Origin of the sequence: Vibrio sp. MEBiC08052 (genome assembly GCF_001506075.1) — a bacterium.
GTDB lineage: Bacteria > Pseudomonadota > Gammaproteobacteria > Enterobacterales > Vibrionaceae > Vibrio.
Genome location: NZ_KQ947475.1, coordinates 695545 through 712651 on the forward strand (window position 1 = coordinate 695545; position 17107 = coordinate 712651).

General features: G+C 45.8%; 17 protein-coding genes. 14 read left to right on the top strand and 3 right to left on the bottom strand.

Going from position 1 to position 17107, the window contains the following annotated elements:
- Positions 1 to 69: 69 nt before the first annotated feature.
- A complete protein-coding gene (locus VRK_RS03235) occupies positions 70 to 681 on the bottom strand; it encodes a peroxiredoxin C (RefSeq protein WP_059122619.1) in 612 nt (203 codons plus the stop codon).
- Positions 682 to 872: 191 nt separating this feature from the next.
- Between VRK_RS03235 and VRK_RS03240 the strand changes: the two genes are divergently transcribed.
- The 3 genes from VRK_RS03240 (at position 873) to aceA (ending at position 5495) form a co-directional block, all read left to right on the top strand.
- Positions 873 to 1778: a hydrogen peroxide-inducible genes activator gene (locus VRK_RS03240; protein ID WP_059120073.1), complete on the top strand. Its 906-nt coding sequence runs from the start codon at positions 873 to 875 to the stop codon at positions 1776 to 1778.
- Positions 1779 to 2344: 566 nt separating this feature from the next.
- Positions 2345 to 3982, top strand: a complete 1638-nt coding sequence (gene aceB, locus VRK_RS03245) for a malate synthase A (RefSeq protein ID WP_059120074.1) — start codon at positions 2345 to 2347, stop codon at positions 3980 to 3982.
- Between the two features lie 202 nt (positions 3983 to 4184).
- On the top strand, positions 4185 to 5495 hold the full coding sequence (gene aceA / locus VRK_RS03250; RefSeq protein WP_059122620.1) for an isocitrate lyase: 1311 nt from the start codon (positions 4185 to 4187) through the stop codon (positions 5493 to 5495).
- Between the two features lie 151 nt (positions 5496 to 5646).
- Here the strand turns inward: aceA and VRK_RS03255 are convergent, their stop codons facing one another.
- On the bottom strand, positions 5647 to 6114 hold the full coding sequence (locus tag VRK_RS03255) for a CBS domain-containing protein (RefSeq protein ID WP_059120075.1): 468 nt from the start codon (positions 6112 to 6114) through the stop codon (positions 5647 to 5649).
- Between the two features lie 226 nt (positions 6115 to 6340).
- Between VRK_RS03255 and queA the strand changes: the two genes are divergently transcribed.
- The 5 genes from queA to secF all read left to right on the top strand — a co-directional run bounded on the left by queA (position 6341) and on the right by secF (position 11931).
- Positions 6341 to 7408, top strand: coding sequence for a tRNA preQ1(34) S-adenosylmethionine ribosyltransferase-isomerase QueA (queA, locus tag VRK_RS03260; protein WP_059120076.1), 1068 nt, complete (start codon positions 6341 to 6343; stop codon positions 7406 to 7408).
- 95 nt (positions 7409 to 7503) lie between these two features.
- A complete protein-coding gene (gene tgt, locus VRK_RS03265; protein ID WP_059120077.1) occupies positions 7504 to 8637 on the top strand; it encodes a tRNA guanosine(34) transglycosylase Tgt in 1134 nt (377 codons plus the stop codon).
- Between the two features lie 106 nt (positions 8638 to 8743).
- Positions 8744 to 9076: a preprotein translocase subunit YajC gene (gene yajC, locus VRK_RS03270; RefSeq protein WP_021020758.1), complete on the top strand. Its 333-nt coding sequence runs from the start codon at positions 8744 to 8746 to the stop codon at positions 9074 to 9076.
- A gap of 19 nt (positions 9077 to 9095) precedes the next feature.
- The gene (gene secD / locus VRK_RS03275) at positions 9096 to 10952 is read left to right on the top strand and encodes a protein translocase subunit SecD (protein WP_082671293.1); all 1857 of its coding nucleotides are present in this window, start codon (positions 9096 to 9098) and stop codon (positions 10950 to 10952) included.
- Between the two features lie 31 nt (positions 10953 to 10983).
- Positions 10984 to 11931 (top strand): protein translocase subunit SecF, encoded by a 948-nt coding sequence (secF, locus tag VRK_RS03280; RefSeq protein ID WP_059120079.1) that lies wholly within the window; start codon positions 10984 to 10986, stop codon positions 11929 to 11931.
- 76 nt (positions 11932 to 12007) lie between these two features.
- Here the strand turns inward: secF and suhB are convergent, their stop codons facing one another.
- Positions 12008 to 12811 carry an inositol-1-monophosphatase gene (gene suhB, locus VRK_RS03285; RefSeq protein ID WP_059120080.1) on the bottom strand — a complete coding sequence of 268 codons (804 nt, stop codon included), beginning with the start codon at positions 12809 to 12811 and terminating at the stop codon, positions 12008 to 12010.
- Positions 12812 to 13010: 199 nt separating this feature from the next.
- On the opposite strand from suhB, the gene trmJ reads away from it, so the two are divergent.
- The 6 genes from trmJ to hscB all read left to right on the top strand — a co-directional run bounded on the left by trmJ (position 13011) and on the right by hscB (position 17094).
- Positions 13011 to 13733, top strand: a complete 723-nt coding sequence (trmJ, locus tag VRK_RS03290; protein WP_059120081.1) for a tRNA (cytosine(32)/uridine(32)-2'-O)-methyltransferase TrmJ — start codon at positions 13011 to 13013, stop codon at positions 13731 to 13733.
- 113 nt (positions 13734 to 13846) lie between these two features.
- Positions 13847 to 14368: a Fe-S cluster assembly transcriptional regulator IscR gene (gene iscR, locus VRK_RS03295; protein WP_059120082.1), complete on the top strand. Its 522-nt coding sequence runs from the start codon at positions 13847 to 13849 to the stop codon at positions 14366 to 14368.
- Positions 14369 to 14394: 26 nt separating this feature from the next.
- Complete coding sequence (locus VRK_RS03300) at positions 14395 to 15609, top strand: IscS subfamily cysteine desulfurase (RefSeq protein ID WP_059120083.1); 1215 nt, start codon at positions 14395 to 14397, stop codon at positions 15607 to 15609.
- 36 nt (positions 15610 to 15645) lie between these two features.
- Positions 15646 to 16029, top strand: a complete 384-nt coding sequence (gene iscU, locus VRK_RS03305) for a Fe-S cluster assembly scaffold IscU (protein ID WP_059120084.1) — start codon at positions 15646 to 15648, stop codon at positions 16027 to 16029.
- 63 nt (positions 16030 to 16092) lie between these two features.
- Entirely contained in the window at positions 16093 to 16416 is a 324-nt protein-coding gene (iscA, locus tag VRK_RS03310; protein ID WP_038182523.1) for an iron-sulfur cluster assembly protein IscA, read from the top strand.
- A 162-nt stretch (positions 16417 to 16578) separates the two neighbouring features.
- A complete protein-coding gene (gene hscB / locus VRK_RS03315) occupies positions 16579 to 17094 on the top strand; it encodes a co-chaperone HscB (protein ID WP_059120085.1) in 516 nt (171 codons plus the stop codon).
- Positions 17095 to 17107 lie beyond the last annotated feature (13 nt).

Here is a 17107-nt window from a genome sequence, read left to right on the forward strand (position 1 = left end):
TGATTGGGGTAAGTGATTGTTTATTTATTATCCAACCATTGACCAGTGTTGAGAACTGGCAAGCCTATGTTATTTTTTATCTAAATCTGAAGTGTGCTCAGATAAGTAAGCGGCAACACCGTCAGGTGATTCTTTCATGCCGGCTTTACCTTCTTCCCACTGTGCCGGACAAACTTCACCGTGTTTTTGGTGGAAGTTCAGGGCATCAACCATACGCAGCATTTCGTCGATGTTACGGCCCAGAGGCAGATCATTGACGACTTGATGACGAACAACACCTTCTTCATCAATCAGGAAAGAGCCACGGAAAGCAACACCAGCGTCTGGGTGCTCAACATCGTATGCTTTGACGATTTCATGTTTTACATCAGCAACGAGTGGATATTTTACTTCACCGATACCGCCTTTATCTACCGGTGTATTACGCCATGCGTTGTGTGAGAATTGAGAGTCGATTGACACGCCGATAACTTCAACGCCTTTCGCTTGGAAGTCTTCGAAGCGTTTGTCAAATGCGATTAACTCTGATGGGCAAACGAATGTAAAGTCTAGTGGATAGAAGAAAACAACCGCTTTTTTACCCTTAGTAAACTCTGCAAAGTTAAATGCATCAACAATTTCACCGTTACCCAAAACAGCAGCAGCAGTAAAATCAGGGGCTTTACGACCAACTAGTACCATTTTTTTTGCTCCTAATAATATGAAAATTCCAGACTGTTGAAAAACGGCCCGGTCCATGTTTGTTTCCGATCAACTATAGACAAATCCTAGTATAGGAAAAAGCGAAATAAATAGATTAAGTTTATCGAAAAAAACGATGAACTAGGATATGCTAGCCTTTATACAGATTTAACCCGTATATTAATGATTTTATGAATAAATGGCCGAGTTTAAAGCAAATTCATTACTTGGTAACCCTGTATGAAACACGCCATTTCAGCGAAGCGGCTGAACGCTGTTTTGTCAGTCAGTCAACATTGAGTAAAGGCATTCAGACGCTGGAAGCGCTCATCGGTTGTCCTTTATATGAGAAAAAAGACAAGAAGGGCCCGTTAGTCTTTACGCATGCCGGAGAACAGGTGGTTCTTCAGGGCAGAGAGTTACTCGCGAAAGGACAAGACCTGATTGAAATGGGAAAACTCTGTCAGGGTGATCTCATGGAAGGCCAGCTCAGAGTCGGCTGTATCCCGACGATTGCGCCGTTCCTATTGGGGGATCTGGTTCAAGAAGTCAATATGCGCTTCCCTAAGCTTCATTTATTGTTACGAGAAGATACCACCACCAATTTGCTGCAAGGTTTGCGTCACGGTGAACTGGATGTGCTGGTCTTAGCTTTACCGGTTGATATCGGTAATATGGAAAGTCGAATTGTCGGTAAAGATCCCTTCCGAATGATTATCAGTAAAAGTCAGGCTGATCGTATTCCTGTGCCGATTTGTTATGATGATTTGCCAGATGAATCTGTATTTCTGTTAGAGAATGAGCATTGTTTGACCGAGCATGCGGTGTCTGCTTGTCAGTTAACGGAAAAAGAAAAAATTAATCCCTTCATGGCAACGAGTTTGCACACGCTGGTGCAAATGGTAGCGAATGGGTTGGGCACGACGTTTATTCCGCAGATGGCGATTAAACACGGTTTGCTGGATAACCAAAATCTGGTGGTGGTTGATCCGCCCGGTCAAAGTGCATTTCGTCTGATTGGTTTAGTCTGGCGGCCGAGTTCCTCTCGCAGTCAGGTCTTTCACCAGTTATCTGAGGTCGTTTCAGAACTCCTTTAGCAGTTGGTCTTAGCCAGATATTTATACTGCGGGCTGATGATTTCATAGTTCTTTATTTCGATGGGTTGCGATTTTTTGTAAAATTTTACAGCACTTATCGATTGAAGCTTTCATAAAATCAAAAATATTCACAATGTCAATTTTACACAACTCGGTGAGCCAGTTGTTGCTGACGTATTAGATGAATTTGAATGAAATCAATCACTCACCAATCTCCCTTGAAAAGATAACCTTTTATCACACGGTTTTGTTGTGAATTATTTTAGTAATTTTATTACGAAATAAAATTACTTTTTGGGTTTATCTCTCTTACAGTATGAAACTTCGAATTTTGTTTTTTGCTGCTCAACGGTCTTTTCATTTATCTATTTATTTCCTAGAGTTTATCTAGATTAACTAAGACTTATGTCTAGTATGAGAACGGTTGAAAAATTGATCATTCTGGAACATGGTAGATAACATCAAGGTAAAAATATCGGGTTTAAGTTGTATTTAAATGTTGTTTTAAATTTACAAATGAAATTGATGTGTGATTGGATGATTTTGACGAAAAAAAGAGGGAAGCAATGATGGAACCACTCGCTGATGAACAAACGCTCTCTTGTGAGCAACAAAAAGTACTTGAACGACTCAACATTCACGGCAGCGTGCCTGAAGCGCAGTCTTATATTATCTCATCGGCAGCACTGCTCTTTTTGGCTGAACTTTGTGCTCGTTTTGCGCCTCATATCGAAACCTTATTGCAGCGTCGTATTGACCGTCAGGAAAGCATTGATCAGGGGACATTACCTCACTTCTTGCCGGAAACTCAGTCGATTCGCAACGGGCAGTGGAAAATTTTAGGCATTCCACAAGATTTGCAGGATCGACGGGTTGAAATTACCGGGCCGACCGAACGGAAGATGGTGATTAATGCGCTGAATGCGAATGTAAAAGTGTTTATGGCTGACTTTGAAGACTCAATGTCTCCGGTGTGGTCAAAGATGCTGGAAGGACAGATTAACCTTCAGGATGCGGTGAATGGCACCATCAGTTATGTACAACCGGAAACCGGTAAGTCTTATCAGTTGTGTGATGATCCTGCGGTGCTGATATGCCGGGTGCGTGGTCTGCATCTGCGGGAAAAACATGTCACGTTTGAACAACAGCCGATTCCCGGTGCATTATTCGATTTTGCACTCTATTTTTTCAACAATTATCAGGCGTTACTGAAAAAAGGCAGCGGTCCTTATTTCTATATCCCTAAACTGCAAAGCCATCAGGAAGCGAAGTGGTGGAGTGATGTCTTTCATTTCACCGAAGATTATTTCGGGCTCAATACCGGTACGATCAAAGCGACCGTCTTGATTGAAACACTACCGGCAGTGTTTGAAATGGATGAAATCCTGTTTGCCATGAAAGAGCATATTGTCGGTCTGAACTGTGGCCGTTGGGATTATATTTTCAGCTACATCAAAACGTTGAAAAACTATCCGGATCGTGTGCTGCCTGATCGTCAGGTTGTCACGATGGATAAACCCTTTCTCAGTGCTTATTCCCGCTTACTGATTCGCACTTGTCACCGACGCGGTGCTTTTGCGATGGGGGGAATGGCTGCTTTCATTCCTGCCAAAGATGCAGCGCAGAATCGTCAGGTTCAGGAAAAAATTCACCAAGACAAGCGACTGGAAGCAACCAACGGACATGATGGAACCTGGGTTGCCCACCCAGGCCTCGCGGATACCGCCATGGCTGTGTTTGATGAGGTGCTTGGCAGCAAATCCAATCAATTGGACGTCACGCGTGAGCATGACGCGCCGATCTCCGCCGAAGAATTACTCCAACCTTGTGAGGGGGAGCGAACCGAACAGGGAATGCGGCATAACATTCGGGTCGCACTGCAATACATCGAGGCCTGGATTTCCGGCAATGGTTGTGTACCGATTTACGGGTTGATGGAAGATGCCGCAACGGCAGAGATTTCCAGAACCTCTATCTGGCAATGGATTCGACATCATAAAACGTTGGATAACGGGGAGGTTGTCACAAAAGCTTTATTCGAGCGGTATCTCGCTGAAGAAGTTGACGTGGTACGCACAGAAATCGGAGCAGAACGGTTTGAGCAAGGGCGTTTCAGTGAAGCCGCACAACTGATGAAACGTCTGACGACCAGTGATGCGTTAACGGCATTTTTAACGGTGCCGGGATATGACTATCTGGCGTGACCCGCGAGGAGCGCGTTCAGTGTGGGGAGCATCTCGACTCAGGCTCGGTGGTAGTAAACGAAGCCGTGACGGGAATAACAATAAAATGGATCAAAACGTGAAACAAGCTTTTCAATATCAACTGTTTAAAACGGTCTGGTAAAGAAAAGGGAGAAGGATTACCGATATCATTCGGGATAACATGAGGGATAAAACTATGACTCTGACTCTGACTCGTCGTCAACAAATTGAAGCGCTGGAAAAAGACTGGGCAACCAATCCTCGCTGGCAGCATGTGAAACGGACTTATACCGCTGAAGAAGTCGTCGCACTCCGGGGATCGGTCATACCGGAATATACCCTGTCACAGCGCGGTGCCGACAAACTTTGGTCTTTGGTTAATGGACAGGCGAAAAAAGGCTATGTGAACTGTCTGGGCGCACTGACCGGCGGACAGGCGGTTCAACAAGCCAAAGCCGGTATTGAGGCCATTTATTTGTCGGGCTGGCAAGTCGCCGCAGATAATAATACGGCTTCAGCGATGTATCCGGATCAATCCCTCTATCCGGTCGATTCTGTACCGGCGGTGGTCAAACGAATCAATAGTGCATTCCGTCGTGCCGATCAAATCCAATGGTCGAATGGCATTACCCCGGAAGATGAAGGGGGAATCGACTATTTTCTGCCGATTGTTGCCGATGCAGAGGCTGGTTTTGGCGGGGTGCTCAACGCTTATGAGCTGATGAAACATATGATCGAAGCCGGTGCGGCTGGTGTCCATTTTGAAGATCAACTGGCATCGGTGAAAAAATGTGGTCACATGGGCGGTAAAGTATTAGTCCCCACTCAAGAAGCCGTGCAAAAACTGATTGCAGCCCGTCTTGCTGCTGATGTTGCGGGGACGACGACATTAGTGATTGCGCGGACCGATGCCAACGCAGCCGATTTGTTGACCTCCGATTGCGATCCTTATGATCAGGATTTCATTATCGGAGAGCGGACGGCTGAAGGGTTCTATCGGGTAAAAGCGGGGATTGAACAGGCGATCTCGCGCGGTCTGGCCTATGCACCTTATGCTGATTTGGTCTGGTGCGAAACTGCCAAACCTGATTTGGAGGAAGCACGGCGTTTCGCCGAGGCGATTCATGAGCAGTATCCGGATCAGCTACTGGCATATAACTGTTCTCCTTCCTTTAACTGGGAGAAAAATCTCGATGCAGAAACCATTCGTCACTTCCAACAGTCACTCGCTGACATGGGATATCGCTATCAATTCATCACGTTAGCGGGGATTCATAACATGTGGTACAACATGTTCGATTTAGCCCATGCTTACGCGCAGGGAGAAGGGATGCGTCACTACGTTGAAAAAGTTCAGCGGCCTGAGTTTGAAGCAGCAGAGCGAGGATATACCTTCGTTGCACACCAACAGGAAGTCGGAACCGGTTATTTTGATCGCGTGACCAATACCATTCAGGGCGGGCAATCTTCTGTGACAGCACTGACGGGGTCAACCGAAGAAGATCAGTTCTGAATCTCGCGAAGGTTTTTTACAATTCATCTTGCCATTTTACTTTGCAATTCATCTTGTCAGATTGCAAAGAGAGCAGCTTAGGCTGCTCTTCTTTTGTGTAATCATTCATCGATTGGAGCTCACCCATCAAATTTGGCTATCGCCATTCTCGTTAAAGGGAATCAAGATCTTCATCTTCGCCTTCAAACTCATCCGGTTCGGCTTCTTCTTGTAGTTCAAGCAGGTTAATCGCAATCGCAACAAAGTCGTTGTCGGTGATGATCCCAACCAAACGCTCATGTTCAATCACGGGGAGACAACCGACCTTGTGTTTTTGCATAAATAAGGCACTCTCTTTCAGCCCTGCATCGGGAGAAACCGTGACCATATGTGTATGCATGATTTCTGAGAGCGGGTGGGAGAGTAAAATTGTCGAAGGAGAAATATCACGATTCAGACAGGAGTGCTGGGCCTGTAAGATGTCTCTTTGGGAAACGATACCCAAGATTTTCTGGTGTTGATCGACAATCGGAATATGGTGAATTTCATATTTTTCCATAAATGCCCGAGCATCTTCTATGGTATGTGTGGGGGTGAGCGTATGTGGATGGCGAGTCATCATGTCTTCAATCTTGATCATAGCGAACTCCTTACTGAAGCGGCAATCATCGGGTGTTGTGAATCCAAGAAGGTGGATACCCTGACTATAGTTTTTTCTGCTGAACCGAGATGAGAGATCGCGACCGATTTCTGGCTTTTGTTAAAAAAATTATTCCAGATTTAGCCTGAATCAATGGAATACGCTGCCGTCCTCGCTGATTTCCGTATATACTACCGCGCTGCGAATGACTAGACAGAAAAGAGTGATGCAAGTTTCCGATTTTCATTTTGACTTACCTGATGAGCTGATAGCCCGATACCCCAAAGCTGAACGGACATCAAGTCGTCTGTTGCAGCTCGATGGTGAGACAGGTGCCGTTGTTGACGGAACCTTTACCGATGTGCTGGACCTAGTGCGGCCGGGTGATTTACTGGTGTTTAACAACACGCGAGTTATCCCGGCGCGAATGTTTGGTCGCAAAGCCTCCGGTGGTAAGATTGAAGTGTTGGTTGAGCGAGTTCTGAATGAGCACAGTATATTGGCTCATGTTCGCTCTTCAAAAGCCCCGCGTGCCGGCAGTGCATTATTGCTGGGAGAAAGTGACGATTATCCAGCCACGATGGTTGCTCGTCATGATGCCTTGTTTGAGATTCGTCTGGAAACTGAAGTCGCAGTTCTGGATGTCTTGAACGCAATCGGACACATGCCTTTACCGCCTTATATTGACCGGCCGGATGAAGACGCTGATAAAGAGCGTTATCAAACCGTCTATAACGAAAAACCGGGTGCGGTTGCCGCACCGACCGCCGGGTTACATTTTGATACTGATTTGCTTGAACAAATTGCGGTAAAAGGTGTCGAAATGGCTTATGTTACGCTCCATGTCGGTGCCGGCACATTTCAGCCGGTACGGGTTGAAAATATCGATGATCACCATATGCACGCGGAATACGTTGAAGTGCCTGCCGCAGTTGTTGATGCCATTGCCGCGACTCGTCAACGTGGTGGCCGGGTTATTGCTGTCGGAACCACTTCGGTTCGTTCGTTAGAAAGTGCTGCACATCAGGCGTTGAAAAATGGCCAGGCGTTGGCCCCTTTCTTTGGCGATACCGATATTTTCATTTATCCGGGGTATGAGTATCAGGTTGTCGATTGTCTGATTACCAATTTTCACCTGCCGGAGTCAACCTTGATCATGTTGGTGAGTGCTTTTGCCGGCTATGACAATGTGATGGCAGCGTATCGTCATGCCGTCGAAAAAAAATATCGCTTCTTCAGTTATGGGGATGCAATGTTTATTGCAAAGCGTCAGCATGAAAGAACATGCGCTTAGCGCACGCAAGCGCTAATCGAGGGATGTTCGCGAAACATCCGAGAGAAAATTTCTCGTAGACCGTCAGATTGTTTCTCTGGCACTTTGGAGGCATTGTGAAGTTAAAATTTGAACTGAAAAAGAAACAAGGAAATGCCCGACGCGGGCAGATTACTTTTGAACGAGGGACAGTACAGACACCTGTATTTATGCCGGTCGGTACTTACGGCACCGTAAAAGGCATGACCCCTGAAGAAGTCAAAGAAACGGGTGCTGAAATTTTATTGGGTAACACGTTCCACCTTTGGCTTCGCCCGGGGCAGGAAGTGATGAAAATGCACGGTGATTTACATGATTTCATGAATTGGCAAGGGCCGATTCTGACTGATTCCGGTGGTTTTCAGGTCTTCAGTCTGGGAGATATTCGTAAAATCACCGAAGAAGGTGTTCATTTCCGTAATCCGGTTAATGGTGAAAAAATCTTTATGGATGCGGAAAAGTCGATGGAAATCCAGAAGGATCTCGGCTCTGACATCGTGATGATCTTCGACGAGTGTACACCGTATCCGGCGACGCATACGGAAGCCAAACAGTCGATGGAAATGTCATTACGTTGGGCAAAGCGTTCGCGAAACCATTTTGACCAGCTGGAAAACCCCAATTCACTGTTCGGTATCGTACAGGGTGGGGTGTTTGAAGACTTACGCGATGTGTCGGTTGCCGGTCTGACTGAGATTGGTTTTGACGGCTATGCCGTCGGCGGTCTGGCTGTCGGTGAACCGAAAGAAGATATGCATCGTATTCTGGAGCATACGTGTCCACAATTACCTGAAGATAAACCTCGTTATCTGATGGGCGTCGGAAAACCGGAAGATCTGGTCGAAGGGGTTCGTCGCGGGATCGATATGTTTGATTGTGTGATGCCGACGCGTAATGCCAGAAATGGTCATTTGTTTGTGACTGGTGGTGTGATAAAAATTCGCAATGCGAAACACAAAACGGATACGACACCGTTAGATCCACATTGTGATTGCTATACCTGTAAACATTATTCTAAGTCTTACTTACACCATCTGGATCGTTGCAATGAGATTTTGGGTGCTCGTTTGAATACTATCCATAATCTTCGCTATTATCAGAGACTGATGGCAAGTATCCGTGAAGCGATTGAAGCGGATCGATTTGACGCGTTTGTCGAGGAGTTTTACGCACGTAGAGAGCGTGCGGTTCCGCCACTGGCGAAAGCCTGAATGGATTGCGCCGGCAGATAATCACCAAGTGGTTGAAATTCCAATGGCGCAACCCAACATAAGATGAATATGATTTAACAACAATAACCCGAGAGGACGTTTCTCAATGAGTTTAATTTCTGTTGCCCATGCGGCGGGCGAAGGCGCACCACAAGGTGGTGGTTTTGAAATGCTGATCATGCTGGCTGTGTTTGCTGTCATCTTCTATTTCATGATCTATCGACCACAAGCCAAACGTGCCAAAGAGCATAAAAACCTGATGTCTTCGATGACCAAGGGTGATGAAGTATTAACCAGTGGTGGTTTGATTGGCAAAATTACCAAAATTGCTGATGACAATGATTTCATCACGATCGAACTGAACCCGAATAATCCAGTTGTGATTAAAAAGGACTTCGTTACTGCAGTGTTGCCAAAAGGTACGCTTAAATCTCTATAACAGCTAGAGGATCCTCGCTGTGCTGAACCGTTACCCATTATGGAAGTATCTAATGGTGGCATTGATTATCGCCATCTCTGCATTGTATGCACTTCCGAACATTTACGGTGAAGACCCAGCTGTTCAAATAACAGGGGCGCGAGGCGCCTCCGTTGATATGGCAACGCTGGATACTGTCACCCAGTCGCTTGACAAAGCGCACCTTTCATATAAATCAGCCGCTTTAGAAAACGGCTCTATTCTTGTCCGGTTCAATAATACCGATACTCAATTGAGTGCCCGAGATACGATTCGGGATGCGCTTGATCGTAATATGATCGTGGCATTGAACCTTGCACCATTGACACCGCATTGGCTGGAGTCTATTGGTGCGACACCGATGAAGCTAGGGCTTGATTTACGCGGTGGCGTGCATTTCCTGATGGAAGTGGATATGGATGCCGCCATGGACAAATTACTGACTCAGGAAGAAGATGCCTTCCGAACCGAGCTTCGGGAAGCTAAGATTCGTTATCGTGCCGTTCATACTGCTGACAACAAGCGTTTGGAAGTCGTACTGCGTAACGAAGAACAGGCTAATGAGGCAGTAAACATTCTTCAGCCAAAACACCGGGATATGACTATCTCAGCGGCAGAAAACCAAGGTCGCTATGTTGTGACTGCGATGTATACCGAAGCGCGTCTGCAAGAAATCCGTAATTACGCAGTTGAGCAGAACATTACGATTTTAAGAAACCGGGTCAATGAGCTTGGGGTTGCGGAGCCATTGGTGCAGCGTCAGGGAGCCAACCGTATTGTAGTTGAACTGCCCGGTGTCCAAGACACTGCGCGTGCCAAAGAGATTCTGGGTGCGACGGCAACACTGGAATTCCGTGAAGTTGATACCAGTGTCGATTTGGCAGCAGCTGCTGCCGGACGTGTTCCACCGGGAACGGAGGTCAAACTTGACCGTCAAGGTCGTCCGGTCGTGCTGAAAAAACGCGTTATCCTCAGTGGTGCCAGTATCACCGATGCGAGTTCGAGCGCTGATGAATATGGCCGGCCTCAGGTTAATATTTCTCTCGATAGTGAAGGCGGTAATAAAATGTCCGCATTCTCCGAGAAAAATATCGGTAAGTTAATGGCAACTGTTTTTGCTGAGTATAAAGACAGTGGTCGTAAAACACCGCAGGGGAAAATTATCCTGACGAAACACGAAGAAGTGATTAACCAAGCGACAATTCAGTCGGCTTTGGGACGTAGTTTCCGGATTACGGGGATCGATTCTTCCGCTGAAGCACATAATCTGGCATTGCTGCTCCGTGCCGGTGCTTTGATCGCTCCGATTTCTATTGTTGAAGAGCGGACAATCGGTCCGTCTATGGGACAACAGAATATCGATATGGGGGTTCAGGCATGTGTCTGGGGGATGCTCGCAGTGATGCTGTTCACCGCACTTTACTATCGTAAGTTCGGTTTGATTGCGAATTTGGCGCTGGTGGCAAACTTGATATTGATTGTCGGGGTGATGTCTATGATCCCCGGGGCAACGATGACATTGCCGGGAATTGCAGGGATTGTATTGACTGTCGGTATGGCGGTGGATGCCAACGTGTTGATCTTTGAGCGGATCCGGGAAGAACTCGTTGAAGGGCGTAATCCGCAACAGGCGATTCATCAGGGATATGCCAATGCATTTAGCACCATTGCTGATGCAAATATCACAACGTTAATCACTGCGATTATCTTGTTTGCGGTCGGAACGGGTGCAATCAAAGGATTTGCTGTGACGTTGTCCATTGGTATTCTGACTTCAATGTTTACTGCCATTATTGGGACACGTTGTGTGGTGAACTTGCTTTATGGCGGCAAGCGGATTAAGAAATTGTCGATCTAATCGTCGTCATGATTAAAAGCTGGGAATAGATATGTTTCAAATTCTAAAAGCAAAGCAAGCGATCAACTTTATGGGTTGGTCGAAGTTTGCCTTCCTCCTTTCAGCGTTAGTGATTGTGGCGTCTATCGTGACAATCTCTACGAAGGGGTTTAACTGGGGGCTTGATTTTACCGGTGGCACACTGATTGAAGTGAGTTTTGAGCAACCTGCTGATCTTGAACGGGTCAGGAGTGCGCTTGAAGCGAAAGGTTTTGGCGATGCGACTGTGCAAAACTTTGGTTCGGCCAAAGATGTGTTAGTTCGTCTTCGCCCGCGTGATAATGTTGCCGGTGAAGCACTGGGTAACCAAATCATCAGCGCAATCAATGCTGGTACAGGACAGCATGTTGAAATGCGTCGTATCGAGTTTGTCGGCCCCAACGTCGGTGATGAACTCACTGAAGCGGGCGGGATGGCAATCCTGATATCGCTCCTTTGTATCCTGATGTATGTGTCGATGCGTTTTGAATGGCGTTTATCTGCCGGGGCTGTTTTGTCTCTGGCGCATGACGTGACCATTACGCTCGGTGTGTTTTCGTTCTTACAGATCGAAGTTGATCTGACTATCGTCGCGGCATTGCTGACGGTGGTGGGGTACTCACTCAACGATACTATCGTTGTCTTTGACCGGATTCGTGAGAATTTCCGTAAAATGCGCAAAGGAGAATCTGCCGAAGTTATGAATAATTCAATTACACAGACGCTGAGCCGGACTTTAATTACTTCCGGTACGACGTTATTCGTGGTGATTGCTTTATTTGTTGAGGGTGGCGCGATGATTCACGGGTTTGCACTGGCATTGTTACTGGGTATCACCGTCGGGACCTACTCTTCAATCTATGTTGCCTCTGCTCTGGCCTTAAAACTAGGGATCAAACGTGAGCACTTACTTCAACCGCAAGTCGAGAAGGAAGGTGCGGAGTTTGATGAACTCCCTTAATCATTCGTACTGAGCTTAATAATAAAAAACCGCTGATATCAGCGGTTTTTTTATGTTCAGACCATTCAAGCAATGATTATTTTAGAATCGCATCATTACCTTGTTCGCGGATATGCTTCAGGATTGCTTTGGTTCCTTTGGCGCTTGATGCCACGATATTACCTGACTTGATGTAATTTGTCCCACCTGCGAAATCCGTGACGATAGCACCGGCTTCACGGGCGATGAGCTCGCCTGCTGCCATATCCCATGGTTTCAATCCCAGTTCAAAGAAACCATCGACACGATTAGCGGCAACGTAGCATAAATCCAGTGCCGCAGAGCCTGTTCTGCGGAAATCAGCACATTCAGTAAAGAGAGAAGAAACAATTTTCAGGTAAGACTCTGCGTGCTGTTTTTGTTTAAAAGGAAAGCCCGTTGCCAGCACGGTGCCCTGTAAATCTTTGAGCGCATTGACGCGAATGCGGGAACTGTTCAATTGTGCGCCCGAGCCACGCTGTGCGGTAAACAACTCATTCATCATCGGGTCGTAAACACAGGCGACTTCAGTTTTGCCTTTGATGCGTACAGCGATAGAGACGGAGAAGTGAGGTAGTCCTCTGAGGAAATTGGTGGTGCCATCCAGTGGGTCGATGATCCATTGTACGTCTTGATCTTTTCCTTCAATCACGCCATTTTCTTCAGCAATAATGACATGTTCCGGATAAGCGTTTTTGATAACGTCAACAATAATAGACTCTGCTTCTTGATCTACATTAGTAACGAAATCGTTCGTACCTTTTTGAGTTGACTGAATTTTTTCAGAATTTTCTAGTGATTTAGCAATATGGTTGCCAGCTTTTCGTGCGGCACGAATAGCAATATTAAGCATTGGATGCATACGGGTTTCCCAACGGATGTTAAAGAACGAAAAAAGCGGGCTAAAGTATACCAGAGATCCTCAGAAAAGGAAGTGGTTAAATTATGTTCTATAGGGGGATTATTTCACTCAGAACCTGACCATTTTTATCTGCTTTATGGTAACATCGGCAGCTATTCAATGATGTCGTCATCCCATAATCAATAAAGTAGAATCACCCATGCTCAGTCAAGTGAAAATCGTGCTGGTCGGCACTTCTCATTCAGGTAACATCGGTTCAGCGGCTCGGGCAATGAAAGTGATGGGATTCAGCCAGATGGTTTTGGTTACTCCTCAATGTGAGATTGATGCACAGGCCATTGCAATGGCAGCCGGTGCTAGCGAAATTGCGTTAAATGCAACGATTGTTGATTCCCTTGAAGCTGCGGTTGAAGATTGTCAGTTAGTGGTTGGCAGTAGTGCTCGTTCGAGAACACTGTCTTGGCCTATGTTGACTCCGAGAGCTTGTGGCGAACGCTTTGTTCAGGAAGGAGAGCAATCCCCGGTAGCATTAGTGTTTGGCCGGGAGAGAACGGGGCTAACGAATGAAGAGCTGCAGAAGTGCCACTATCATGTCGCGATTCCGGCTAATCCTGAATACAGTTCTTTGAATCTGGCGATGGCGGTACAGACGCTTTGCTATGAGATTCGTGTCGCCTATCTGGAGCGCCAATCGCAGGCTTTTCCTCAAGACCTGCAACCTGCGTATCCGCGTCATGATGAGTTAGAACGATTCTATCAGCATCTGGAGAAAGTGCTGTTTCAGACCCAGTTTATTACCGAAGAACAACCGAGTCTGGTGATGAATAAATTACGACGTTTATTTAGTCGTGCTCGTCCGGAATCTCAGGAAATCAATATATTAAGAGGTATTTTGACGTCGATCGAACGATGCGGGAAATAACCATCTTTATTGAAGGGATAAATACCTGACTAAATAGGTCAATTAAATACTTGACCTATTTAGTCAGGTATGGCAAGCTGTGATCCACATAAACGGTGTGGATAAAAGTGATTATGAGATTAACATCAAAAGGAAGATATGCAGTGACCGCCATGCTTGATGTGGCTCTGCATTCGCAACAAAATCCAGTGCCGCTGGCTGATATCTCCGAGCGCCAGGGTATTTCTTTGTCCTATCTGGAGCAGTTATTTGCAAAACTGCGTAAAGCCGGATTGGTTGCAAGTGTTCGGGGGCCGGGTGGCGGCTACCGTTTGGGTGCTGAAGCTTATGCGATTTCTGTCGGACATGTCATCGGTGCCGTTGATGAATCCGTTGATGCAACCAAATGTTCAGGGAAAGGTGACTGTCAGAGCGGAACCCGTTGTCTGACACATGCACTTTGGTGCGATTTAAGTTCTCGTATTAGTGATTTTCTCAATAATATTACACTGGGTGATCTGATGAATGATAACGAAGTAATAGAAATTTCAGATCGACAGAATGTAGACCTTGCAATCAATCAGGGACGCACGCAGCAGAAACCGCTTTCGGTGTCAGCCGAACCTGTGTCTCTTAGAGCGAATGCTCGGTCATAATTGCTAGTTTTACATTGGAGTAGAAAATGAAACTGCCTATTTATTTTGATTATTCAGCAACATGTCCGGTTGATCATCGTGTTGCTGAAAAAATGGTTCAGTACATGACGGTTGATGGTATTTACGGTAATCCGGCGTCTCGTTCTCATCGTTATGGCTGGCAGGCAGAAGAGGCTGTTGATACGGCCCGTGAGCAGATCGCAGCATTGTTGAATGCAGATTCAAGAGAAATTGTTTTCACCTCAGGTGCGACAGAGTCTAATAACCTTGCGATTAAAGGTGCGGCTCATTTTTACGGTAAGAAAGGCAAGCATGTCATTACCTGTAAGACCGAGCATAAAGCGGTTCTGGATACCTGTCGTCAACTTGAACGCGAAGGTTTTGAAGTTACATATCTTGAGCCAGAGTCAAATGGCTTAATTGATCTCAATAAGCTGAAAGCAGCAATGCGTGATGAAACGGTGCTTGTCTCTATCATGCATGTCAACAATGAAATTGGTGTGATTCAGGATATAGAAGCCATCGGTGAGTTGTGCCGTGAGCATAAGATTGTATTCCACGTGGATGCGGCTCAATCGGCTGGAAAACTACCGATTGACGTTCAACAGATGAAGGTTGATCTGATTTCTTTATCCGGACACAAGATTTACGGCCCGAAAGGGATTGGTGCTTTATATATTCGTCGTAAGCCGCGTATTCGTCTTGAAGCGCAAATGCATGGTGGCGGACATGAGCGCGGATTCCGTTCAGGAACGCTGCCCACGCATCAGATCGTTGGTATGGGAGAAGCTTGCCGAATTGCTAAAGAAGAGATGCAGCAAGACTATGATCATGCGAAAAAGTTACGTGATCGGATGTTGGCCGGCCTAGAAGGAATGGAAGCTGTCACGGTTAACGGTGATCTTGAACAGCGTTTGCCGAACAACCTGAACATCAGCTTTGCTTATGTTGAAGGTGAATCGTTACTGATGTCTTTAAAAGACCTTGCAGTCTCGTCTGGTAGTGCATGTACTTCTGCCAGCTTGGAGCCATCTTATGTATTGCGCGCTCTGGGGATGAACGATGAACTGGCTCATAGCTCAATTCGTTTTTCATTTGGTCGTTTTACGACGGAAGAAGAGGTAGACTACGCGGTCGAGCAAATCCGGGTAGCTGTAGATAAATTACGCGACATGTCTCCTCTATGGGATATGTACAAGGAAGGCGTTGATTTGAGTTCCGTTGAGTGGGCTCATCATTAATTTCTTCCCAGCGATAGAGGATATGAGGTAATCATCATGGCATATAGTGATAAAGTAATCGACCACTATGAGAATCCACGAAATGTTGGTTCTTTTGACAAAGAAGACCCGAGTGTCGGAAGTGGTATGGTAGGTGCACCTGCGTGCGGCGACGTTATGAAACTGCAAATCAGAGTGTCACCGGAAGGCATCATCGAAGATGCGAAATTTAAAACTTATGGGTGTGGTAGTGCGATTGCTTCCAGCTCATTAGTCACCGAGTGGGTGAAAGGCAAGTCGATTGATGAAGCGGCAGCGATAAAAAATGCTGAAATCGCTGAAGAACTTGAACTGCCACCAGTGAAAATTCATTGTTCGATTCTTGCAGAAGATGCGATTAAAGCAGCTGTTGCGGATTATAAGAAAAAACACGAGCATTAATAATTGATCGAGGGAGTCTGACAGACTCCCTCTGAAACCCACTAGATTTAAGGTTAGAGTTGTATGTCCATCACCTTAACTGAAACAGCAGCAGATCGAGTTCGTTCTTTTTTAGACAATCGCGGGAAAGGGATCGGCTTGCGTTTAGGTGTTAAAACAACAGGTTGTTCCGGCATGGCGTACGTGCTGGAGTTTGTTGATGATCTCAATGAAGAAGACCAAGTCTTTGAAAATCATGGTGTTAAAATTATCATTGACGCCAAAAGTCTCGTCTATCTTGACGGTACTGAGCTCGATTATGTGAAACAAGGATTAAACGAAGGCTTTGAATTCAACAACCCGAATGTCAAAAGTGAATGTGGTTGTGGTGAAAGCTTTAATGTTTAAGACGATAGCTGCTGTGAATACGACCACATCGATTCATATCGCAGTCTACAATTAAGAACATTCATATCAAGATGCGTATCACGAAAGTGAGAACAACGACATCGAAAGTCAGGATTGATGAATGTTGAATTGGATAGCCGATGAATCAGGACTGATATTGACATGAATTATTTTGAATTATTTGGGCTACCAACTCAGTTTGATCTGGATGGTAGCCTTCTTTCTTCTCAGTTCCGAGAGTTGCAAAAGAATTTTCACCCAGATAACTTTGCCATCGCTTCAGAGCGTGAGCGTTTAATTGCGGTGCAGAAAGCTTCAGAGATCAATGATGCTTACCAGACGCTGAAAAATGATATCCGTCGTGCGGAGTATCTTTTAATGCTCCATGGGATTGATCTTCGGAGTGAACAACAGACCATGCAGGATCCTGAATTCCTGATGGAACAGATGTTGTTACGTGAAGAACTGGAAATACTTGAAAGTGCTGCAGATGCTCAGGAACAACTAATCGATTTTGAAGGGAAAGTCAGCAAAATGTACAAAATACAATTGACTGTCCTGAAAGAACAACTTGCGCAATTTCAATGGGAATCGGCTGCAAATACAGTCCGGAAACTCAAATTTATTGCCAAACTAAGAAATGAAATCGAACGCGCCGAAGAGAAACTTCTCGGCTAGTTCAGAACAAAGG